8 protein-coding genes are annotated in these 25,156 nt (G+C 42.1%); all 8 read right to left on the bottom strand.

Annotation, left to right across the window (positions count from 1 at the left end):
* Nucleotides 1–118 precede the first annotated feature (118 nt).
* The 8 genes from GVY04_18175 to GVY04_18140 all read right to left on the bottom strand — a co-directional run bounded on the left by GVY04_18175 (nt 119) and on the right by GVY04_18140 (nt 25,145).
* Nucleotides 119–832 (bottom strand): methyltransferase domain-containing protein, encoded by a 714-nt coding sequence (locus tag GVY04_18175; protein ID NBD17982.1) that lies wholly within the window; start codon nt 830–832, stop codon nt 119–121.
* Nucleotides 833–875: 43 nt separating this feature from the next.
* Nucleotides 876–2,309, bottom strand: coding sequence for an aminotransferase class III-fold pyridoxal phosphate-dependent enzyme (locus GVY04_18170; protein ID NBD17981.1), 1,434 nt, complete (start codon nt 2,307–2,309; stop codon nt 876–878).
* A 30-nt stretch (nt 2,310–2,339) separates the two neighbouring features.
* Nucleotides 2,340–6,821 carry an amino acid adenylation domain-containing protein gene (locus GVY04_18165; protein ID NBD17980.1) on the bottom strand — a complete coding sequence of 1,494 codons (4,482 nt, stop codon included), beginning with the start codon at nt 6,819–6,821 and terminating at the stop codon, nt 2,340–2,342.
* 32 nt (nt 6,822–6,853) lie between these two features.
* Nucleotides 6,854–10,081 (bottom strand): amino acid adenylation domain-containing protein, encoded by a 3,228-nt coding sequence (locus tag GVY04_18160; GenBank protein ID NBD17979.1) that lies wholly within the window; start codon nt 10,079–10,081, stop codon nt 6,854–6,856.
* Nucleotides 10,082–10,123: 42 nt separating this feature from the next.
* Nucleotides 10,124–16,282 (bottom strand): amino acid adenylation domain-containing protein, encoded by a 6,159-nt coding sequence (locus GVY04_18155; GenBank protein NBD17978.1) that lies wholly within the window; start codon nt 16,280–16,282, stop codon nt 10,124–10,126.
* Nucleotides 16,283–16,351: 69 nt separating this feature from the next.
* A complete protein-coding gene (locus GVY04_18150; protein ID NBD17977.1) occupies nt 16,352–19,555 on the bottom strand; it encodes an amino acid adenylation domain-containing protein in 3,204 nt (1,067 codons plus the stop codon).
* Nucleotides 19,555–24,123 carry an amino acid adenylation domain-containing protein gene (locus GVY04_18145; GenBank protein NBD17976.1) on the bottom strand — a complete coding sequence of 1,523 codons (4,569 nt, stop codon included), beginning with the start codon at nt 24,121–24,123 and terminating at the stop codon, nt 19,555–19,557. The genes GVY04_18150 and GVY04_18145 overlap by 1 nt, the downstream gene beginning before the upstream one ends.
* Nucleotides 24,124–24,125: 2 nt before the next feature.
* Complete coding sequence (locus GVY04_18140) at nt 24,126–25,145, bottom strand: TauD/TfdA family dioxygenase (protein NBD17975.1); 1,020 nt, start codon at nt 25,143–25,145, stop codon at nt 24,126–24,128.
* Between the last annotated feature and the right edge of the window lie 11 nt (nt 25,146–25,156).

Below are 25,156 nucleotides of genomic sequence, written 5' to 3'. Positions count from 1 at the left end.
TTGGTATGAACTGCAAAAAAACTTATTTACCTCTGTGATACGCGAATATATTGTTCAGAATCTTCCTCAATCGGAAGGCACTCCTGCATAATTGGCTTAAATTGTCAATGCGTAACTTCTAACCTAAATCTTTTCCACCATCGTAAACGTCAATTTTGGTAAAGCCAACTTTTTCTAAAGTCGATTTTATTTCCTGTTCTGAATAACATCTAACTAACCAATTAATATCTGAGCGTTGCCAACTATTATCACTAATTAAATCAAAAATTGTGATGTTAATATAGCCCGTTTTCTGCTCAGAGTCATACTGACCTCCAACAGCATATGCGTAATCTTTTTTAACATCTCCATCAGTAACTTTTCCGGTTAAAATTTCAGATTGATATCGTTCCTCTGAGGGCATATCAAATACAAAAATTCCATTTTCAACTAAGGCAGTATAAACATTTTTAAAAACACTGGTTAGTTCGTTCAGGTGAAGAATATGATTCAAACTAGAATGAGTTGAGTAAACTGCTTGGAAAGTAGAGGAAAAGCTAAAAGACCGTGCATCATCAATAACAAAATTACCACTAGGAGCATTTTGTTTTGCAAACTCTAACATATCTTTAGAAATATCTAAACCAGTTACTCGAAATCCTTTCGCAATAACATTTTGCATGATTTGTCCAGTTCCACAACACAGATCAAGAACCTTAGCTTGTTCAGAAAGATAAGGAAGGAGCAATTGTTCGATACAAGGAAATGCTGAATCGCAGTATTTTTTTCCCCAGTACTGATTGTAAAACCAAGCAAATTTATCGTAATTAAGATGTTTTTCTGCTAATTTCATAAATTACCTCAAAATTGTGAATATTGTGACAAATTAAAGTGCATTAGTTGGGTAAAAAGTGACCTTGACGCAACTCAGCCACGCTGGCTTTTATCGCTTGTATAGTCGAGTCTAAATCTTCATCTGAATGAGCAGTTGATAAAAAACCACTACTACCACGGAGAAGAATTCCTCGATACAGTAAGTGATAGCGCAATAGCTCTAATGGAAGGTTACTAGTATTAGAGGCAGTTATATTTTTGGCTGCAACAGGACCAAAAAATGAACCGAAGTTAGCCATTTGTACTGGCAATTTTTCGGCTTGAAAACAGTCATTCAAGGCCTGAACAAATTGCTCAGTACGATCATTCAACTGATTTTGTAGAGAAGATCCTTGCGCTTTCAGATATTGAAGCATTGCTCGGGCGGCTGCAATGGCTAAGGGATGCTTACAATAAGTTCCGGCAAAGAATGCGGTTTTTACTTGCGGTAAAGAAGCATCACCATAGTGCCACATCCCACCATCAATTCTGTCCAGATAATTGGCATTGCCTGCAATTACGCCAATGGGCATGCCTCCACCAACAATTTTTCCATAGGTTGCTAAATCTGCTTGCACATCAAACCAAGCCTGTGCGCCGCCTGGATGAAGACGGAAACCGGTGACCATTTCATCGAAAATTAAGGTGATACCTAAGCTCTGGGTTAGTTCTCTGAGCTGATGTAAAAACGATTTCGGTTGTAATTGGGGGCGTTGAGGCTGAATGGGTTCCACTAAAACCGCTGCTAAATCACTGCTATAAGCGTTGATTACGTCTAATGATTGGGGATCATCATACTCAAGAACCAAAACATCTTTAACAAATTCCTCGGGAATGCCAATGGTTTTTGGAACTGCCTGAAAGTTTTCTTGGGTGGTTTGGGGTTTAACGAGTGTGCCATCAAAATGACCATGATAAGAACCAGCAAAAAGGGCAATTTTTTTGCGACCGGTTGTAGCTCGGGCTAGGCGAATCGCTGTCATTATGGCTTCTGTTCCTGTATTGGAGAAGGCAACTCGTTCCATCCCCGTCAATTCTGCAATCAAGTCGGCAACTTCACCGACAGATTCTGCTTGAGGACCAAGTTGTATTCCTTTTTCCAATTGTTGTTGGAGGGCTTGAATAATGAAAGGGGGCTGATGACCCAATAAATTCACCCCAAATCCCATGGTGAAATCAATATATTCGTTGTCATCCACATCCCAAATTTTGGATCCTTGGGAGTGTTTCCCGACAATGGGATAATGCATCTCTTTGGTGATGGCATTTAACCCGGCTGTTGCGCGGTTATCCGCTAGAACGTGCCGGTGGGCTTGTGCTTGCGTTTTGGATGTTTTTGTTTGTTGAGTATAACGAGCAATCAGGTTTTGTAGATGTTCGTATTGGCGATCGCTGAATTGAGTGGCTGTTGCTGAGGTCGATTGATGGTTTGAGGATTGCTGAGTAGAAGATGTCATATTCCTGGTCGTGTCATTGAGTTTTCAAGATTAAGTTATTTTTTGGAGAGGTGGTTGCGGTGGTTTAATGAAACCGCGATCAATGAGGTGAGAAACGTAAATGGGTAAGACAGAATCCGCGATCGCGGGGCAAGTAATGGTAGTGTTTGCTAAAGCCTCCTCTACATTTCGGTAATCAAACTGTAAATGAGCCTTGCCAGTGGGTTGGGTTTCTTTTCTGGGGAACAAGGGAACTAGCGGATATAACGGATGGTCTGGTGAGTCTCCGGCAATTTCAAGCAATTGAGCCCGCCATTGCTCGTAGGGAACCTGTTGAATGGAATATCCCAATGTATGGAGGTACTCAATGAGTTGGCTTGTGTTAAAGGAACTGGGATTGATCAAATGAAAGGCTTTTCCGTAAGATGTGTTTTGTTGAGACAAGTAAACAAGTGCCCGACTCACGTAATTAACAGGGGCGAGGTTGAGTTTCATTTCTCCGGCAGGTGCCATTCCAAGCTGAATACAACCGATAATGAGTCGATAGAGAAAGTCGTTTTCATTAAAAACACCCATTTCACTATCACCAGAAATGCGCCCTGGTCTATAGATACAAGTGGGAATTCCTCTTTGCTGCGCGATCGCGATTAATTGCTCTGCTACCCATTTACTCTGACCATAGCCACTTGCGGGAACTGAACCTTGATCGGGATTGTCTTGTTCGCGAACCAACTCGACACCAGAAGTGTTATTGGGAGAAAAGACACTAACCGTAGAAATAAAATGTACCGGCTTAGTCTTGATGCGACTGGCTAATCGGAGGATTTCTTGAGTTCCCGAAACGTTAGCGGCTTTCAGTGTTGAATAGGGATAAGCATGATGCACCCAAGCACCATTATGATAAATAACATCAATCTTGCTAGCGATGGCTGCAAACTGCTGTTGAGAAAGACCGCATAAGGGTTTCGATAAATCGCCCACTAGAGGAATAATTCTGGAACTTAAGGATTCGTCCCCAATTGAGTAGGATTGAAGACTGGTCTGAATTTTTTGTTGACCGGCTTCCGCATGGGAGGCGCGAACGAGGCAATAAATATTAGCGCCAGTTTGCTGGAGTAATTCCTTAAGTAAAAAGGCTCCTAAAAAACCTGTCGCTCCGGTTAAGAGGATGTTAGTAGGCTCAGATTCAATATTTTGGGATTGAGGATAAATATCAGGATCTAGAACAACATCATTTCTGAGATATTCCGCAGGATCCAAATAAGTTTCAACAGAAGCCTTTTTGTCTTGAGCCAGTTCGATTTTGTTAGTGAGTTCTGCCACAGTAGGTGCTTCTAATAGACTTCGTAATGGTAAATCGACTTGCAAGACGTTTCTAACCTGAGCCAGTAGTTGTGTAATCAGTAAAGAGTGTCCGCCCAAGTCAAAGAAGTTATCATGAATGCCAACTTGTTCTAGTGCTAGAATTTGGCACCAAATATCACATAACTCACGTTCAAGGGCATTGCGAGGGGCGACAAACGTGTTGCTTGGCTCTAACTGGGTCGTTCCTGGATCTGGCAAAGCTCGATGATTGACTTTCCCATTTGGTGTCAGGGGGAATTCATCCAGAAGGATAAATGCCACTGGTATCATGTAGCTTGGTAGTTTTTCTTTCAAAAAAGATTGTAGTTCCTGACTGGTTAGAGAGGCTTCGAGTTGGGGAACCACATAGGCAACTAATTGTTGATTGCCCGCTTTATCCCAAAGGGTTACAGTGCTTTGCACTATTTTGGGATGTAAATTCAGGGTGCTTTCAATTTCTCCGCGTTCAATGCGAAAGCCGCGAAGTTTAATTTGATTGTCAATGCGACCGAGGAACTCAATCCGGCTCTCACTTCGATAACGAACTAAATCGCCAGTTCGATAGAGACGCACTCCGGCAGTCTCACTAAAGGGATTGGGAAGAAATGTTTCTGCAGTTAACCCTGGACGATGACAGTAACCACGTGCCAAACCGACACTACTAATATAAAGCTCTCCGGGAACCCCAATGGGAACCGATTGCAAGTTCCTGTCCAAAACATAAAGGTTGGTATTGTCAATGGGAGACCCCATGCTAGGTAAATGCTCCTGATCTGCATGTGGTGTGATGGTTCCCGAAGTTGTCACAACGGTATTTTCAGTGGGACCATAATTATTAACCAGTTGAAAGGGAAGTGAAGAAGGCGGAAACTGATTTAAGCGATCTCCCCCTGTGAGTAAGGTTCGTAGAGCAACCTGCTGCGACCAGCTTAGGGAAAAGAAACTTTCTGCCAGTGGCGTAGGAACAAAGGCGATTTCGATTCCTCTCGACAGCAACCAGTTTTGCAGTTGAACTGGGGCATTGAGAAGTTCCCGATCCACTAAGTAGAGGCTAGCACCAGCGGTTAAATAAGGCCAAATTTCCCAAGCGGAGGCATCAAACGCGATGCTTGCCAGTTGAGTTGCCCGCGTGGCAGCCGTTACACCAAAGCTCGATTGATGCCAAAACACTAAGTTAAGAAGTCCTCGCTGGCAAATGGAAACGCCCTTAGGTTGACCGGTGGAGCCCGAGGTATAAATGACATAAGCTAATTGTTCTAAGGAAGGGGAATTGATGGGATTATCGCGAGGCTGTTGAGTTAAGGTTTGCTCTTGTTGATCTAAGAGCATGAGATTGCTGGAAACAACCTCTGATTGCTCTTGGGAGAGATGGGATTGTGTTAATAGCAGTACAACGTTAGCTTCATGACAGATCCGATGTATCCGTTCTTTTGGGTAGGTTGGATCGAGGGGAACGTAAGCACCGCCTGCTTTGAGAATAGCTAATAAGCCAATGATTCTTTCTAAGCATTGCTCCATGCAAATGCCGACTAGGGTTTCTGGTTGAACCCCTAACCCTTGCAAATCATGAGCTAGTTGGTTAGCTTTGACATTCAATTCCTGATAGGTCAGTTGTTGATTGTGATGAACTAGCGCGATCGCGTCTGGCGTTTGCTCAACTTGTTCTTCAAATAACTGATGAATGCATTTATATTGGGGAAATTTAATGTCAGTATTATTCCATTCTACTAATAACTGATGACGTTCACGTTGAGTTAATAGAGATAGATTTGAAAGTTGTTGATCCGGATTAAAAGCAATATCTTCTATTAAAACTTGAAAATGTTTTACTAGTTGTTGAATAGTAGAATGATTAAACAAGTCAATATTATATTGGAACGAGCCGGCTAGTCCTCTTTCTGTCTTGGAAATCGATAAAGTTAAGTCAAATTTTGCGACTTGCCGATTGGTTTCAAACGTGCTGACAGTTAAACCCGGAACAGAGAATTGTTGATTAGGAAAGTTTTGGAAAACGAACATCACTTGAAATAAGGGATGCCGACTTAAATTTCGTTCTGGTTTCAGTTCTTCAACTAACTTTTCAAATGGTAAATCCTGATTATCATAAGCACCTATGGTACTGTCGCGTACAGAAGCTAATAGCTCTCGGAAACTCATATTCTCTGATAATTGGGTACGGAAAGCAAGAGTATTAACAAAGAATCCAATTAGGTTCTCTAATTCGGGTTCGCTACGATTAGCAATTGGAGATCCGACAACAATATCAGTTTGACTGGTGTAACGGTATAATAATGCTTTAAAGGCAGCCAGTAGGGTCATGAAAAGTGTTACATGTTCCTGTTGGCTTAAAGTTTCAAGGGCTTGAGTTAGCGATTGCGATAACCTAAAGGATTCTGTTGCCCCTCTAGCAGTTTGAATCGGTGGTCGTGGATGATCGTTTGGCAACTCCAATACAGGTGGAATATCTTGAAATTGTTGTTTCCAATAAGAAAGTTGCTTTTCTAATTCGCCTTGTTCAAATTTTCGTTGTTGCCAGATCGCAAAATCAGCATATTGAATCGATAAATCAGAAAGTTCTGATTGTGTATTAGAAGAGAAACTCTGATAGAGTGTTGCAATTTCTTGCATAAAGATTCCCATTGACCATCCATCAGAAACAATGTGATGCATTGCCACAAACAATATATGTTCTGTTTCTGTCAGTTGAATCAAAGTCAGTCTAAGTAAATTATCTTTTGTTAAATCAAACGGTCTTAGTGATTCTTTAGTTACTAAATCTTGTATTTCTTTTTCCTGTTTTTTAGCATCAATATGAGTTAGATCAATAATGGGGATAGTTAAGTAACGATTGGGAAGAACGACTTGAATGGGGGTTCCGTCTTCTGTTTCTTGAAATGACGTTCTTAATATTTCGTGCCGTTTAATAATTGCATTGAAACTATTATTTAAGGCAGCTACATCTAGTTTTCCTTTTATTTTATAAGCCACAAAGAGATTATATAAAGCGTTTTGTGGTGCCAATTTATGGATGAACCAAATTCGCTTTTGAGAAAAGGAAAGATGACAAGTCTCTTCTTGCTTTCTTTTTGGGATGTTTCTCTGGTTCGTTTTGATTCCTTTCTTATTGAGAAGATCTTGAATTAGTTTTTCTCGATTAGAAGTGGATTGATTTTGCTTTTGATGATCCATTTTCTTATTGTATTGATTAACTAAAAAGACTTTTAAGTTTCTTGGAAATAATTATTAACTGTTTGAATCGTTTTTGCAATTTCTTCAACAATTTCTCGTTCTCCCCAAGATTCCGTAATCACAGTAATTAAACTGTCTATAGTAGGATTATCAAATAATTGGTTGATTGATAAATCTAATTGAAAATCTTGACGTAATCTGGAAATCACTTGAATAGCCAACAAAGAATGACCTCCTAATTCAAAGAAATTATCATAAACACCAATTTTATTAATCCCTAAAACTTCCTGCCAAATATTTACGATTACTTCTTCTGCTTCTGTTCGAGGTGCAATAAATTCCGCGACTTGGGGGCGCATTGAATCAGGTTCTGGTAATAAACCACGGTCAATCTTACCATTCGCTTTTAAAGGAATTTTTTCCATAAAAACAAAATTAGATGGCATCATAAATCCAGGTAACTTATTTTGTAAAAACTGACGCAAATCGTTAACATCAATATTTTTATCTCCAACAAGATAAGCAATTAATTTATTTTCGTTTTTGTCTGAAATATCCTGATAGACATCAACCACTGCTTGCTGTAAGTTAGGGTAGCTTGTTAGAGTTGCTTCTATTTCACCTAACTCAATTCGGTAACCCCGTATTTTGACTTGATTGTCTATTCGACCAAGGTATTCAATATAACCATTTTTGGTATGGCGGGCTTGGTCACCAGTTTTGTAAAGGCGTGCTCCTCTTTCTTGACTAAAGGGATCGGGAATAAATTTTTCCGCTGTAATGTCAGGATAATTTAAGTAACCTCTTGTGAGATTATTACCACCAATATAGATTTCTCCAGAAACTTCAGGCGGTACAGGTTTCAGATAATTATTAAGAATATATACACGTGAATTAGCTATAGGAAAACCTAAAGGTACTGTTTCAGAGATATTATTCATGTTTTTTGGAAGTATATTAGTTAAAACCCCAACCGTGGTTTCGGTTGGTCCATAATGATTAATAATTTGACAATTATTAGGAACTTTAGTTTGAAGTGTTTTAAATAAATTAGTGCTTAAGGTTTCTCCTCCTAAAATCAAATATTTATTTGGTAAAAATGATGAAAATGAACTAGCTCTTAAAAGAGCAATTAAGTGAGATGGAACAATTTTAAGACAATCAATATTGTTGTTTTCAAAATAATTGTTTAAAAAGTCAGGATCATATGTTTTTTGACCAGAAATAATATGAAGACATCCCCCCATACATAATGCTGAAAAAATAACTGTATTGCTTAAATCGGCTGCAAACGTTGAAACTGTGACAAAATTAAGAGAATTTTGTAAGTTTAACTTTTTACTAATGCCGTATAAGTAATTCAGTAGTTGTCGATGTTCAACAGCAACTCCTTTGGGTTTACCAGTTGAACCTGATGTATAAAGTAAATAAGCTAAATTTTTAGAAGTTACCTGACTATTTGGATTTTGGTATGGTGAATCGACTTGTGAAAATTCTTGATCCAGACAAACGACTTTAACGTTAAGCCCTGCTAAGTTTGGAAGTGAGGATTGTTCGGTAACAACAACAAAAATTCCAGTATCTTGGATGCGAACGTTGAGATTTTCAGTAGGTAGAGAAGGATCGAGTGGTACGTATGTTCCCCCTGCTTTCATTATCCCCAGTAAACCAATGATCATCTCTAGAGACGAGTTCATATAGAGACCAACGGGGACTTCTGGTGAAATCCCCAATTGCTGGAGATGGTAAGCAAGTTTATTGGCTTGGGTATTCAGTTGAGAAAAGGTGATCTGTTCATTGTTAAAAACAATCGCTGTTTTATCAGGAAAACGCTTGACTTGTTGTTCAAACAAATGATGAATACATTGATTTAGTGGGAGATTGGTTTGAGTTTGATTGAAATTGACTAAAAGCTGATGATGCTGATCTGCAGTGATTATTTCTTGTTCACCAATCGCTAGTTGTGGATTTTGAAGGACGCTTTTCAAAAGAGTATGAAACTGCTTTATTAGAGTGTTTGCATCATCTGATTTGAATAATTTTGAATTATAATGAAGCTTTATCTTTAAAGTTTCACTACTCTTCAGGTTTAGGCAGGTAAGTTTCAGCTTAAAAGGCTCAAGACAAATATATTGCTCGCTAATCTTAAAGTTAAGATTGGTCGCTTTAATATCTTCAAATAACTCTGAGTAATCAAAACAATAAAAAAAGAAAGGAGTAGTTTCCTGGTGATGATCAGAACTGCTCGAATGGGAAAGTGTTATATCTTTCCAAACGAAATATTCTTGCCACTGATAAGCCTCATGGAGAGCAATATTAGTCTCCTCTAAAAGAGTATTAAAAGGGAGATTCTCTTGTAAACAATTTTTAATTGGTAAAAATTTAGAAAATAATCCAAAAACAGATTGAATTTCATCGTATTTTCTACCATCAAACTTAACACCGATTACTGATTCAGATTCTGAAGACCGACTCATTCGCCAAAGTAAAACTTGCCAACAGGATAAAAGTAATGCTTTTAGAGAAATATTTTTATTTTCAGTAATCCAGTTAATTTTATTTAAGTCAGATTGATTTAATTCTAAATCAACGGATTGAGGTATAAACTCAGTTAAACTGATATCTTTTCCTTCATATATTCGTTCATTAAATAAGGAAGAAAAATCTTGATTACACCAATATTCTCTGCCACTTTTAGTTTCTTCATCCTCCAATAAAGAATTTTGCCATTCTGCTAGATCTGCGTACTGTAAGGGTTGTTGTTCTATAAGCTTATTATAATTTTGATAAAAGTTAGCAATTTCATTAATTAATGCTTGTAAAGTTGCGCGATCGCTGCAAAGAGTAGGTAAAAGAATTAATAATATATATTCTTGAAAAGAAGTCTGGAATAAATGAAACTCTAAAAGAGAGTTATGCTCTAAATCAATTAATTCTGATTTTTTAAATTCTAGATAATCATTGAGTTTAGTCGTTTGCTCCTGTGCATTTAAATGAGTTAAGTCACTAAACTGAATATAGGGGTCATCATAGTCTGCAATAACTTGAAGTGGAAACTCAATTTCTGGAGGATGGTAGAAATTAGTGCGAAAAATTTCATTTTCGTTAACAATTTTTTTAATTACAGCTTCAAAAGTTTCAAAATCTATTTTCCCCTTGATTTCGACTTGAGACCAAATCCAATCAATATAATGTCCATGATTTTTTTTGAATGAAAATAAGCGCTCTTGTTGGGGAGATAATGGATAACCTTCAATCATTGTATAACTCTCTTATTCCTTAAATAATTACTTATTACTGGTTTAGCAAGTGAAACTTTTTCGTTTAATTGATTTCATTTTTTTGAAAGTCGAAGCATTTATTTTTTCTTCTTTTGAGCTTTTCCAGTCTTGTTCACTGTTTTGGATAGTCCCTAATAATTTATTGATACTTAGATTAGGATCGAATGAAATTTCTTTTACGATTAAATCAACTAGATTTAAGAGATGTTGTATTGTTTCGGCTTGAATTTGAAAATGGTCATACATGAAATTAATTAAGATAGTATCACTGGGAACAACTCTTAAAGTTATTGGATAACTATTCTTGATTGAAAAATTAACATTTTGTACAGCTATTTCAGTATCTAAATCTGCAGCATTGGTTTCAACTGGATAATTTTCAAACACTAAAATGCTTTCAAATAAAGGTAAATGGTTGGAGATTTTACTCTGCATTTTGATTTCTGTGAGCGGTGTATATTCATATTGGCGCGCTTCAATTTGTTGCTTTTGAATATTGCTTGTTAGATCAATAAAAGATTCCTCAGACTGTAGTTGAATTCGTACCGGAATTGTATTAATAAATAAGCCAATTCCTGTTTCTATTCCTTGTAGCTCTTGTGAACGACCGGATACAGTTGTGCCAAAAACAACATCTTTTTCGCCACTATAATAAGCAAGGAGTAATGCCCAAATTCCTTGAAACAAAGAGTGAAGCGTGATTTTGTGACTTTTAATGATTGACTGAAGTGTTTCTGTAGTTGTAGGTGAAAGCTGTATTGATTGTTCAGCAGTATTATGACTTTGGTGAAAGGAGACTTGATTGGTTTTCAGTTTATTTAGAGACGTTGGTCTGATCAAGCCTTGAAGTAAATCTCGCCAGAAATATTTGGCTTGCATTAAATCTTTCTGCTGTAACCAAGCAATGTAATTTCGATAGGAAAAAGGTGCCTCTTGAATTAAGTCTGTTTTGTTGCAAAATGCTTGATACCCGTCAATTATTTCCTTAAAGAGAGCAGAGCAAGACCAACCATCTAGCAGAATATGGTGGGAACTCCAAATAAATTGATAACTGTCTTCATTGGTTTGAATTAAGGTTAGACGCATTATAGGCGCTTCACCTAAATTAAATCCTTGCTTTTTGTCCATTTGCAAGAAATGTTCTAGCTTGGAATTCTGCTCAGATTTTGAAAGTTTTCGCCAATCTTTTTCTTCAATTGGGATCTGGACAGAGGAGTAGATGATTTGCAACGGTTCTTCTAAACCATCCCAAATAAAAGCAGTGCGTAAAATGGAATGTCTATTTATCACTGTTTGCCAAGCCTGTTTAAAGGCTGACAGATTCAGATTTCCGCTCAAGGTGCAACTTAATTGAGAAACATAAATGCCTAAATTTTGCTGGTAGAGAGCATGAAAAAGAACTCCTTTTTGTCCATGAGAAAGATTATAAATATCTTCAATTTCCTTCTCCCCAGCTGACAATTGGTCTAGGACATTTTGGCTGAGTTTAGCTAATGGAAAGTCGGAAGGAGTATAGATAAGTGAATCTAGAGATTGGCAATGCTGAATCAGCGATCGCAGCGTTTCGATAAACCCTTGTGCTAAATTTTCAATCGTCGTTTGTTTATGTATGGCTCGACTAAAAGTCCAATTCAGTTGCAGTTGCTTTCCTACAATTAATCCATTCACATCAATTAAATGGGAACGCTGACCTTGCAAACTTCGATCCCATCCTTTCCATTCATATGCCGGTTGCAATAAAGATGATTCGGTTAGGGTTTGATCGAACTGACCAAGATAATTGAAGCTAACTTCAGGCTGAGGAAATACTTGCAATTGTTCAATCACTTCTTTAGCGCCAAGATAGCGAAGCAAGCCATACCCAATGCCATGATTAGGAATTTGACGGAGTTGTTCTTTGACAGTTGTGATGGCTTCTCCTAAATTGGATACACCTGCTACGTCTAAATAGGCAGGAAAAATACTGGTAAACCATCCCACAGTACGTGACAAGTCGTAGCATTGGTCAGAATCCAATTTGCGCCCCTGCTGCAACTCCTGATCAATGCTTTCCATTATTTCTTCTCGTCCATGCCCTTCCAAATTGACGAGTAAACTGGGCATATCCATGACTTGTGCAAACGTTTGCACAAATGCAGTTAGTAAAATTTCGTTAATTTGAGTTCGATACTTGCTAGGAACTTCCCGTAAAAGACTTTCGGTGTCTTGCTGACTTAAGGCAACTGAGATTGTTTGTGCTGATTCTTCCGTATTGTCCCAGCTTGCATAATCAATAGGCAATGAACTGGTCTTAACACCGGATAGAGTTTTCACCCAGTAGTCCAGCTCTTTTTGCATTTTTTCTGAGTGGGCGTATGTTTGCAAGGATTGAGACCATTGTTGGAATGACGTTGTTTTTTCAGGGAGTTGGAGAGTCTCATGATTTTGAAGTTGCTGGTACAACGTCTGGAAATCGTCAAGTAAGATACGCCAAGAAACCCCATCGACTGCAAGATGGTGAATAACAATCAATAAACGGTTTGATTGATTCGCGCCTAAATTAAATTGGGCAATCCGAAGCAAAGGTCCTTGAGTAAGGTTCAGACTCTCTTGCAAACAAGTCGCTGCTTGCTCGATCGCTGCTTTTTGTTCTGCTTTTGGTAGCACGGATAAATCGAGGTGCGTTAACGGTATCACACCATCAAAGTCAGCATTATACTGTTCCCAAGCTCCCGCTTTTCGGAAAAAGCGCAGGCGCAAGGCATCATGGTGTTGCATCAACTGTTGTACTACTTGATCTAATCGCACAGGCTCTAGAGATTCCTTTGTTTCCAATAAAACCGCTTGATTCCAATGATGAGAATTCGGTAAGTTTTGCTCAAAAAACCAGTGTTGAATTGGAGTGAGAGGAACAGAACCAGTGACTATTCCTTGTTTCGCCTGAGGACTTTTTGTCACTTCAACTACGGTTGCCAACTGAGCAACGGTTTGATGTTGGAACAGTTGCTTCGGTGTCAGTTGCAATCCTTCCTTACGGGCTTTAGCAACAATCTGAATACTGAGAATTGAATCTCCGCCTAATTCAAAGAAGTTATCGTGAATACCAATGTGGTCAACATTAATATTGAGAAACTGAGACCAAATTGTTGCTAATTGTTTTTCGATGTGGGTTTGAGGAGCCGTATAGTGACTTTCAACAGAGTTTCTTGTAACTTGAGGTTCTGGAAGAGCATTCCGATCAAGCTTGCCATTAGATGTGAGGGGTAATTGTTCTAAGGCAATAAATAAAGCAGGTACCATGTAATCAGGCAGCTTTTCTTTCAAGAAAGTTCGTAGCTTTCTTGGGAAAAATGTTTTGGCGTTGTGAGGGACAACATAAGCAATTAATTGTTTTTGACTAGAATTATTTTCTTTAACAATGACTGCCGTTTCCTGAACTTCAGGATGTTGATTGAGTTGAGTTTGTATTTCCCCAATTTCAATGCGAAAACCACGAATTTTTACCTGATTATCACTACGACTAATAAATTTCAGATGGCCGTTGGGTAAATAACGGGCTAAGTCACCGGTTTTATACAAACGTGACCCTGCTATTTCTGAAAAGGGATTAGGAATAAAGCGTTCCGCAGTTAATTCAGGTCGATTACGATAGCCGCGCGCTAATCCTGCACCACCAATATATAATTCACCCGTAATCCCGGTAGGAACTGGTTTTAAGTTCGTATCTAATAAGTAGAGTGTGACATTAGAAATGGGACGACCAATGGGTTCCAGTCCTTGATCGTCATTACTTTGCCCTTGACAGTGATAAGCAGTGGTATCAATTGTTGTTTCAGTGGGACCATAAAGATTATAAAAACTGACATTCAAAGAATTTAAGATTTTTGCTTTCAATTCAGTTGTTAAAGGTTCGCCACCAGAAAACACCAATTTAAGCGAGTGACAATTTGGAAGTTCGGAGTTTTCGCTGAGCACTCGTAACTGGGAAGGCACAAATTGAATAATATTAACCTCTTCCTGCTGAATAAGATGAATGAGGTAAGTACTATCTTGGTGTTTTTTAGGCTGTGCTAAAACGAGTCGTGCTCCAGTCATGAGAGGGGCATAAAATTCCCAAACAGAGGCATCAAAATTAAAAGGAGTTTTCTGCAAAATGCAGTCTTTCTCTTGAAAACCAAATTGGTCTCGCATCCAGTGCATATGGTTGCAGAGTGCTTTGTGCGTAACCATGACACCTTTTGGTCGCCCTGTGGAGCCTGAGGTATAAATGATATAAGCTAAATGGGTGTCTTGATGAGTGTTAATGGGATTATGAACTGAATTTTGAGCAATGGTTTGCCAGTCCTTGTCCCAATCAATCATTTTTGTTGTTGTATTCTGAGAGACGGTTTGCAATAACGTCTGTTGCGTTAACAAAATAGAGACATTGGCATCGTCCAAAATCAAATCTAGATGTTGTTGGGGATAACTTGGATCGAGTGGTAAATAAGCTGCACCGGTTTTTAAAATGCCCAACATTGCAACAATAAGCTCGACAGAACGTTCTAGACAAATACCGATGAGCCCTTCCGGTCCCACTCCCAACTGCTGTAAGTAATGCGCGAGTTGGTTAGCTCTAGCATTCAGTTCTCGGTAGGTCAGGTGTTGCCCTTCCAACACTAGCGCGATCGCGCTGGGCGTTTGTTCCACTTGTTCTTCAAATAACTGATGAATACATTGATTTTGTGGATAATTAACCTCAGTATGATTCCACGCCACTAGCAACTGATGTCGCTCCGCTGACGTTAACAAGGGTAAATCGGCAATGAGTTGAGTGGGATGAGCAACCACACCGTCCAGTAAAGTTTGGAAATGACATAGCATGCGATTGATCGTTGTTTCCTGAAACAGATCTGTACTGTAATCGAGGGTTGCTTTCAGTCTTCCTTCCCTTTCTTCCACCGATAAGGTGAGATCGAACTTAGCTGTTTCATTATCGAGTTCTAGAGAGTGCAACCTTAATCCTGGTAAGGCAAATTCTTCAGTTGAGGCATTCTGAAAAACAAACATTGCTTGGAACAAGGGGGCATGACTTAAACTTCGTTCCGGTTGTAGGGCTTCCACTAGTTTTTCAAACGGTAGGTCTTGATTGGCATAAGCCTCAAGGGTGACTTGTTTGACTTGATCCAGCAATTGCAGAAAATTGGGATTTCCAGAAAGATTGGTTCGTAAGACGAAAGTATTGACAAAAAAGCCAATTAAATTTTCAATTTCGCTACGATTGCGATTGGCAATGGGAGAGCCCACTAACAGATCGGTTTGTCCGGAGTAGCGGTGAAGTAAAACTTTAAACGCTGTCAGCAGCGTCATGTATAGGGTGGTTCCCTGTTGTTGCGACAGTCTTTTTAGTTTCTCACTGAGTAAGTGAGGTAACGTTAAAGATTGTTTAGCCCCTCGAAAAGTCTGAACTGGGGGTCGCGTATAGTCGGTGGGTAATTCCAAAACCGGCAGTTCGCCGCCCAGTTGTTGTTGCCAGTAGTTAAGTTGCTCCGCCAGCACTTCTCCCGGTTGTAACTGTTGTCGTTGCCAAACGGCAAAATCAGCATATTGAATTGGTAACTGTGGCAGCGGTGAGGCTTTTCCCTGAGAAAATGCTGGGTAAAGGACAGACATTTCCTGAATTAAGTTCCCCATGGACCAAGCATCAGAAATGATATGGTGCATAATCAAAACCAACAGATAGTCTTGTTGATCCAGTTGGAATAAAGTCACGCGGAGTAAGGGAATTTGTGTTAAATCAAATTTTTGTTGCCCTTGTTCTTTGGCTCTCCGTATTGCTTCTTCCTCTCGCTCCGCCTTGGGTTGTCCCTGCAAATCAATAATGGGAATTTTTAAAGTCGCGTTGGTCGCAATGAGCTGTACAGGTTCTCCCTCAGTAATACCTTGACTGGGATCGCCATGAGGATGGCTCGCAAAACTCGTCCGTAGGGCTTCGTGGCGTTTCAAAATTTCATTAAAACTTTTTTCCAGGGCTGTCACGTCAAGCTGACCGCTTAAGCGAACCGCAGCTGGAATATTATAAACAGCACTTCCGGCTTCTAATTGTTCAAGAAACCACAATCGTTCTTGAGCAAACGAAGTGGGAAACACAAAAACAGTTTCGCGACTGGAATCAGTCAAGTTATCAAGATCAGGTTGATTATTAAGAGAATTTTGCAACATTACGAGCCACTAATAAATAATATTGATGAAATGACACCTTCAGCAAAAGGCTTCCATTGCGACTATGGGTTAGTTATTTTTCAGAGACGATAATTTCCTTTGTCTGGCTTGTCGAGAAATGGGTTGAATCTCGGGTGAATGAGATTGATTGACCTTTTCTTGGTGCTGATCAATTTTTTGAGAGAGTTCAGCAATGGTAACTGCTTCAAATATTGCCTGAATCGGTAACTCAATTTGAAACTGATCGCGCACTTTAGAAACGACTTGTGTGGCTTTTAAAGAATGCCCACCTAGTTGAAAGAAATTTTTATTAACACCTACCTTATCACAAGTTAAAACATCACACCAGATTTCAGCAAGAATTTTTTCGGTGGCAGTACGAGGCATCACTCTGGTTTCCTCAGTTTCAGCGCTGATATTGGGTTCCGGTAAAGCCTTGCGATCAATTTTGCCGTTGGGAGTGAGGGGAAAGCTCTGTAAAAAGACAAACTGACTGGGAATCATATAGGCAGGCAGTCGTGATTGAAGATAGCAAGAAACGTCATCATGGCTTAACCTGTGCTCATCATTAGCAATCAGATAGCCGACTAACTGTGGATTCCCTTGGCGATCTAGGGGGGCTAAAACAACAGCTTGCTCTAACGCAGAATGTTGGCTGAGAATTGCCTCAATTTCTTCTAACTCAATGCGAAAACCACGAATTTTGACCTGGTTATCAATTCGTCCTAGATATTCCAAACTACCGTCACTGCAATAACGTACTAAGTCTCCGGTGCGATACAGTCGCTTTCCTGGCTGTTGAGTGTAGGGGTGAGGAACAAATCTTTCCGCTGTCAGTTCTGAGCGCTTAAGATAACCGCGACTCAAACCTGTTCCACCCAGATAAAGCTCACCCGGAACACCAATTGGCGTTGGTTGAAACTGACGGTCTAGCACGTAAACTTCTGTATTGAGAATCCCAGATCCAATTGAAATCGAATTATCTTCCAGTTGAATCGGTTGGGCTGTTGACCAAATTGTGGTTTCTGTGGGACCGTAAAGATTCCACAACTGATTCCCTCTAGCCAGAAGCGTTTGGGCTAAATTGGGGGACAAGGCTTCCCCACCACACAGGAGTTTCAGTGACTGGCTTCCTTGCCAACCTGCTTGGAGTAATAGTTGCCAACTCGCAGGAGTCGCTTGCATAATTGAGGGTTCTGCTCGATCTAACTGAAGCGAGAGTTGCTGACCATCCCTTGCTACTTCCCGCGCAATTATGACTGTCTTTCCTCCAAGGGTTAGCGGTAAAAATACTTCTAACCCAGCAATATCAAATGAGAGGGGAGTTAAGGCAATAAATGTATCTTCAGTGGTGAAGTTCAGTTTTTGCTCCATCGCGCTTAGGAAATTCATCAAGGCACGATGGGCAATTTGAACGCCTTTCGGTTGACCCGTAGAACCAGAGGTGTAAATGATGTAGGCTAGGTTATCGAGATTAAGTTTTTGATCGAGATGGTTTGATGATTGCTGAGAAATGATGTTCCAGTCTTGATCGAGAGCGATGAGTTTGGCGTCATGTTCTGGAAGCTGACATTTTAAGTACTGTTGAGTCAAGATAATAGGCATTTCAGCATCTCTCAGCATAAAGGAAATACGCTTTTGGGGATAATTAGGGTCTAGGGGAAGGTAAGCGCCACCGGCTTTAAGGATTCCCAATAATCCAATTACCATTTCCAGCGATCGCTCCATATAAAGACCCACTAGCGTGTCTGGTTTCACTCCGAGGCTTTGTAGATAATGGGCAAGCTGATTCGCCCGCTGATTAAGTTCTCGATACCTGAGTTGTTCGTTTTCAAAGGCGACCGCGATCGCGTCGGGAGTACGCTTGACTTGTGCTTCTACTAATTCGTGAAGGCACTGATCTCGGGAGTCGGCTTGCGTGTCATTCCAAGTGACTAACATCTGATGCCGTTCTTCTGCAGTTAAAAGGGGCAATTCCGCAAGTTGTTGTTGAGGATTGGCAACCATCCCTTCTAATAAAGTTTCCAGATGACCACACAAACGCGCGATCGCGTCTTGAGGAAAGCGCTGGCTATCATAAGCAATGGTAATGGTTAGTTCAGAATCAGGAATGACGAGAGCCGTTAGGGGATAGTTTGTCTTTTCAGATGTTTGTACGTCTTTTACTGCCAAAGAGTGATTGAGTTGTTGGAGGCTAGAATCAACCGGATAATTTTCAAAGACTAAAATGCTTTCAAATAGCGGAAGATCAGAGGGAACATCGCTCCATTCTTGGATTTGTACAAGCGGTGTGTAGTCATACTGTCGGGCTTGGGCTTGTTGTTCTTGCAGTTGCTGTAGCCAAGGGATCAGAGAGTCGGCTTCTGGGACTTGTACCCGAGCCGGTAAGGTATTGATAAAAAGTCCGACCATGGATTCAGACCTCGGAAGAGAAGCGGGACGCCCGGAACCCGTTGCCCCAAACACGACCTCGTTTTCACCACTGTAACGACTGAGCAAGATTGCCCAAGCTCCTTGAATGATTGTGTTAAGGGTCAATTGATGATGGCGAGCTAGCGATTGTAAAGCTGTGGTTGTTGATGGAGATAGTGTCAGACTGTGTTCCTGTTGCGTATGATGGGTGGGCGAGGTTAGGTTACGGTCAATCTCTAAAGGGGTGGGAGCCGTCAATCCGGCAAGGGTTTGTCGCCAAAATGCCTCGGCTAATGAGAGATCTTGTTGTTGCAACCACCCAATATAATCGCTATAAGGAGGAGCTGTGATATGGGGAAGCATTTGATTCAGAGCAAAGGCTTCATAGGCTTCTAGGACTTGCTTTAACACTAAAGTTTTAGACCAGCCATCCAAAAGAAGATGGTGCTTGTTCCAAACAAATTGATACTGTTGTTCCGATAACTGAATCAGAGTCAAACGCATTAAGGGGGCTGTTGCCAGATCAAAATCTCGTTGACGCTCTTGTGCTAAGTAAGTCTCTAGTTTTTGGTTATTCAGTGATCGCCAATCTTGGTATTCAATCGACACCTGAACTTGTCGATACACAATCTGTAAGGGCTTATCGAGTCCTTCCCATTGAAACGCTGTCCGTAAAATTGGATGCTGATCAACGACAAACTGCCAGGCTTTTTCTAAGGCAACTAGGTCTAATTCTCCTTGGAGACAGCAAGTGAGTTGTCCGACATAAACACCAGTTTGCGGAGCATAGAGGCTATGAAACAAGATGCCTTGCTGGGTTGGTGAGAGTTCATAAATATCTTCAATATTGGCTGTATCCATTAAGCATTTCCTCCATTTGTCATACGAGTGAGCAATTTATCCAAATCAGCTTGATTAAGGTTGGCTTTCGGAAAATCAGAGGGGGTGTCAGCACCGCCTTGTCCGGATTTGCTCTCAGCAATCAGCGATCGCAGGACTTTTAAAAACTGATCTGCCAATTGTTCAATTGTTCGCCTGTCATGAACGGCTCTGCTATAAGTCCAATCCAGTTGCAACTGTTGTTGTGCCACCCAACCGGTAATATCGAGTAAGTAAGGGCGTTGGGCAATGGGACTACGGGCTTGTCCGCTGGCTTCTGGGGCGAGTGTGAATAGAGAAGAATCACTCAAAGCGGGGTCAAACTGACCCAAGTAATTCAATCGCATCTCTGCCTGGGGCAGTGCTTGCAGTTGCTGGCGAATGACAGAATTATCGTTGAGATAGTGCAGTAACCCATATCCCATACCTTGTTGCGGGATTTGGCGCAGTTGCTCCTTAATTGTTTTTAGGGCTTCCATGACCGAAGATTGGGGGTCTATTGCCAGTTGGACGGGAAAAATGGTCGTAAACCAACCGACGGTTCGAGAAATATCTAACGCCTCAGAGAAGGTTTCTCGCCCGTGTCCTTCTAAATCTAGGAGTAGTACCGATGAGCCTGTCCAACGAAGTAAACTTTGAACGAAGGCGGTTAATAAAATCTCATCAATTTGCGTGCGATAGCTTGTTGGAATTTCCTGTAGCAAGGTTTGGGTTTCTTCGACGGAAAGGGTTGCGGAAACAGTATCCGCTGAGGCAAATGTATTGGCACCCTTGTCATGATCAATCGGTAAGCTGGAAATGGGATTGCCCAAGGTTGTCAGCCAATAATCCAATTCTTGTTGACAGGTTACGGATTGGGCATGAGCTTTTAATTGTTCCGACCAATCCTTAAAGGCAGTTGTTTTCGGGGGAAGTTCGACGGTTTTTCCATCGCTCAGCTGTTGGTAAACGGTTTGTAAGTCTTCTAGTAAAATCCGCCAAGATACGCCATCGACGGCAAGGTGATGAATGGTGATCAGTAGCCGATCGCGCTTTTCTGGTCCCAAATTAAATTGGGCAACCCGCAATAGGGGACCTTCCGAAAGGTTGAGACTCCGGTGAAGTTCAGTGGCCGTCGTCGCGATCGCGCTATTTTGTTGGTCTGAGGAGAACGCTGATAGGTCGATTTGCAAACAGGGCAATGTGTCCGCTACGCCAGCATTAAATTGTTTCCACCCTTCTGCTGTGGGTTCAAATCGTAACCGCAACCCATCGTGATGTTCCAGCAAATGCGCGATCGCGCTCTGGATGAAACTAAAATTGAGCGGTTGCTGTGCTTCTAGCAGCACGGCCTGATTCCAATGGTGAGGTTCCGATAAATGTTGCTCAAAGAACCACTGCTGAACAGGAGTCAGAGGCAACGACCCAGTGACAAGACCCTGCTGAGCCTGAGAATCGGTCGTGACCTCAACCACAGTTGCCAACTGAGCAATGGTTTGATACTGGAACAATTGACGCGGGGTCAGTTTCAATCCCACTTGACTGGCTTTCGCGATCGCGCGAATACTCAGAATGGAATCCCCACCCAGAGCAAAGAAATTGTCATGAATGCCCACCTGGTCTAATCCCAGCACTTGACGCCAAATGTCAACCAGATGCTGTTCAACTGAATTTCGCGGCGGCGTATTGTCTTTTTGCAGACGAGTTGCTGTCTCAGCAGGATCAGGTAACCCTTGGTAATCGATTTTGCCGTTGGCTGTAAGGGGGAGCGCCTTGAGGGGAACAAAGGAAGTGGGAATCATATAATCCGGAAGTCGCTGATGTAGGAAATGGCGCAAAGCATCTTCATCGACTGATTCATTCCCCTGTAAAACCACATAAGCAATCACCTGTGATTGTCCCTCCTGGCTCTCCCAAACCTTTACCGCAACAGTTTGCACCGTTGGTTCTTGTTGAAGAACAGCCTCAATTTCTCCCAATTCCAATCGAAACCCGCGCAATTTGATTTGGCGATCGCGCCGTCCTATAAATTGAATCGTGCCATCAGATAAGTAGTATCCCCAATCCCCGGTTCGGTAGAGTCGAGAACCAGCAGTCGTGCTGAATGGGTCGGGAATAAAGCATTCTGCTGTTAGTTCCGGTCGGTGCCAATAACCGCGGGTCACTTGCGCTCCGCCTACATACAGTTCACCGGGAACACCAATGGGTACGGGATGGAGGTCAGCATCAAGCAAATAAACTTGCGTATTGCCGAGGGGATGCCCCAAGGGCGACATATTGGTTGTTTCCTGACCAACCAGATGACCCGCCACGACACCGACAGTGGTTTCGGTGGGGCCATAATGGTTGAAAATTTGGCACTCGGGAACCTGTTCCTGCACTTGTGCCACCAGTTGGGGATCAACGGCTTCCCCGCCTAAAATCAGGCGTTTCCGGGGTAGAAAGTGATGGAAATCAGGAGAAGCTAACAGGGCTTTCAAATGGGACGGCACAATTTTGAGGCAATCAATGGGATGCTCAGCCCCATAGGTTGCCAAGGCAGCGGGATTAGAGGCTTGCTCCCGGGGAAGAATATGCAAGCATCCGCCGCTGCAAAGGGCAGGGAAAATCGCGGTATTGCTCAAATCCGCCGCAAAGGTGGAAACCAAAGCAAAATGCCGTTCCGATTGCAGGTCAAGCCGTTCCGCGATCGCGTTTAGGTAATTATCCAGTTGCTGATGTTCAACAGCAACACCTTTCGGCTGACCGCTTGAGCCCGAGGTATAGAGAAGATAAGCCAAATTCTTGGGCGTCACCGAGGAACTTGGGGGGTGTGTCGGTGTCGCGGCAATGGTTTCCCAATCCTGATCCAGGCAAAGCACTTGTGCTTCCAACGCAGGCAGATCCCGGACAAGGGATTCTTGAGTTAAGATAACAGGAGCACTGGCATCGCGCAGTCGAAACCGCAATCCTTCCTGGGGCAACCCCGAATCGATGGGAACATAAGCCCCACCAGCTTTGAAAATCCCTAACAATCCAATCAGCAACTCTAGAGAACGTTCTACGTAGAGGGCAACCGGAACATCTGGGGCGACGCCGCACGTTTGTAAATAATGCGCCAGTTGATTGGCACGGGTATTGAGCTCAGCATAAGTTAGTTTATCAGCTTCAGAAACCGCGGCCATCCGGTTGGGATGCTCCTGGGCTTGGACTTCAAAATGATGGTGAATACATTGGGGTGGGGGATACTCTTTTGCTGTATTGTTAAATTTAACTAAAATCTGCTCGCGATCGCGCTGAGAGAGAATGGGCAACTCGCCAATCGGTCGTTCCGGCTGTTGGCTAACAGCCTCCGCCAGCGTTTGAAATTGGCTTGCTAAGCGCTCAATATCAGCAGGGTTAAAACATTGCGGGTCGTAGTGCCATTCTGTTACACGTTGTTCACCGCGATAATGACAACTGAGCTTGAGGTAAAAGCGATCCAGACAACAGTACTGTCGCTGTAGGCAGAAGGTTAATTCTGTTGCCGTCTCAGTTTTTGAGGAGGAGAAGGACTCGAAGCTAAGGGGCAAGAACGGAAGCTGTGCTGAATTGCCGATGATATCATGCCAATTAAAGGATTCCTGCCAAGTTTCCACTTCCTGAACCGTGCTGGCAATCTGCTGACAGAGATCCCGCAGGGGCAAAGATGGATCCAACTGCGTGCGAATGGGAAGAACCTTTGCAAACGGTCCCAATGCCGAGGTCAGTTCTTCATAATTGCGACCGTTACAATGGCGTCCCACAATTAATTCCGTTTCTCCGGTTAAGCGCCAGAGCAATACCTGCCAACAGGCAAAGAGTAAGGTTTCCACAGATACTTGATAATCTTGGGCAATGCTTTCTAACTGGTCGCTACCACCAAGAGAGTGAGTGACCATATTGGGTTGAAAAGCGCTGTCAGTATTCAGTTTCAACTGGAAAGGAAGTTTCAGGGTTAAACCAGACGCTAAGGGTTGCTGACGCCAATACCCGCGACCGATTTCACCCTCTTCACTTTCAAAGAGGTCATTCTGCCAAGCGGCAATGTCGGCATATTGCAGGGGTTCTTCGGTTCGTTCGATTCCGGCATAGGCTTGATTGAGTTCCGCTAGGAAATTTTTGAGGGTGACCACATCGCCGCAAAGCGCAGGTAAAGTCACTAGCAAAACATGGCGCTCGGGCGCTAGCTTCAGAAGGGTAACGTCCAGCACCTGACCGGTTTCCAGATCTAAGGGTTGCTGTTTCCCTTGCTCAAACCAAGCCTCTCGTTTCTCTTGCTGAACCGTTTCTTCCCATTGCGAGAGGTCATCATAGCGAAACTGATACTGATTGTCTTCGGCGATTGCCTGTAGTGGCGTTTCCATTTCCGGGAGATTGGCAAAAAACGTTCGCAGAATTTCCTGTTGGGAAATGACCTGTGTCAGGGCAACTTCCAGTCGTTGGGGTTCCAGCTCCCCCTCCAAAAGTGCTTCCCCTATCACGCGATAGGGAAAAGCTGAGTCTTGTTGCTGTCGTTGCCATAATCGCTGCTGTTGGGGGGAGAGTTGAAATCCCTCCGGTTTTTTGGTCATGATTAACGTGCCTCCCCTTGCTGACAAGACTCTGCCATACTGACCACCACTCGCCTCGAACCCGAAAACGGCTTGCGCCCGTGAGCAGCTAGCATATTGTCGAGCATTAATATATCCCCTGCTTGCCAAGAGAACACAATTGTTTCTTGTTCATAAACGTCTCGAATTTGGTCCAAATCGGTCTCTGCAATGGGCGAAGCATTTCCGTAGTAAGTATTCCGCGGCAAATTTTCTTCTCCCAGGTTAGTCAGAAGATATTGGCGTACCTCTGGGCTTAAACTGGAAACATGAAATAGATGAGCTTGGTTAAACCAAACGGCTTCCCCAGTTTTAGGATGCCTGGCCGTTGCTTGGCAAATTTGTCGGGTTCTCAGTTGCTCGTCGCCAATCCATTCCCATTCAATACCTGCTTCCCGGCAATAGGCTTCCACCGCTGCTGGATCATCGGTTTGAAATACCTCTTGCCAAGGGATATCCAGTCCTTTGCTGTAGTTACGGAGATACATGATGCCTTGTTGGGCAAAACGCTCTCTTAAGGATGGATCGAGTCTCTGAAACACTTTCCGGCTATCAGCAATTGGGGTTTCTCCCCCTTCGGCCGCTGGTTGCAGACAGGCAAACCAAATTTTCATCGGCCAGCTACGGGTATAAGACATTTCATTGTGTAAAGGAATGGATCGATCTGCTGGATATTCCGTTGAAGTATAAATTTTGCCTTTAACTTGGGTACGCGGTGTTGAGCGGTAAGAATAACTGAGCAAATCGCTGGAAATGGCTTGGGTTAGTTGCTCAAGATCCTCTGGGTTATTGATGGCAAAGTTGCGGAACAGAATGCCGCCATGCTGTAACAACTTCGTTTCCAACCAATCTCGATGATGGCTGGTCCAATGAATCAAGTTAACCCCTTCCACCGAGGGCTTGATCACTAATGGCAATTGTTGTCCTGATGCTATTAATTCGGTTTTGACCAGAGATTGTTGGGAAACATTAACTTTTTTTCGTTTAATTGATTTGAAGTTCATAGCATTTGCTG

This window comes from Cyanobacteria bacterium GSL.Bin1 (assembly GCA_009909085.1).
In the GTDB taxonomy this organism is placed as follows: Bacteria; Cyanobacteriota; Cyanobacteriia; order Cyanobacteriales; family Rubidibacteraceae; genus Halothece.
The sequence above is the reverse complement of the archived record's forward strand: the minus strand, read 5'-3'. Positions and strand labels throughout refer to the sequence as shown.

Excerpts from the sequence above, each read along its gene's own strand:
- GVY04_18140 (NBD17975.1), bottom strand. The coding sequence starts at position 25,145 with ATGAACTTCAAATCAATTAAACGAAAAAAAGTTAATGTTTCCCAACAA.
- GVY04_18155 (NBD17978.1), bottom strand. The coding sequence starts at position 16,282 with ATGTTGCAAAATTCTCTTAATAATCAACCTGATCTTGATAACTTGACT.
- GVY04_18170 (NBD17981.1), bottom strand. The coding sequence starts at position 2,309 with ATGACATCTTCTACTCAGCAATCCTCAAACCATCAATCGACCTCAGCA.
- GVY04_18175 (NBD17982.1), bottom strand. The coding sequence starts at position 832 with ATGAAATTAGCAGAAAAACATCTTAATTACGATAAATTTGCTTGGTTT.
- GVY04_18160 (NBD17979.1), bottom strand. The coding sequence starts at position 10,081 with ATGATTGAAGGTTATCCATTATCTCCCCAACAAGAGCGCTTATTTTCA.
- GVY04_18165 (NBD17980.1), bottom strand. The coding sequence starts at position 6,821 with ATGGATCATCAAAAGCAAAATCAATCCACTTCTAATCGAGAAAAACTA.
- GVY04_18145 (NBD17976.1), bottom strand. The coding sequence starts at position 24,123 with ATGACCAAAAAACCGGAGGGATTTCAACTCTCCCCCCAACAGCAGCGA.
- GVY04_18150 (NBD17977.1), bottom strand. The coding sequence starts at position 19,555 with ATGGATACAGCCAATATTGAAGATATTTATGAACTCTCACCAACCCAG.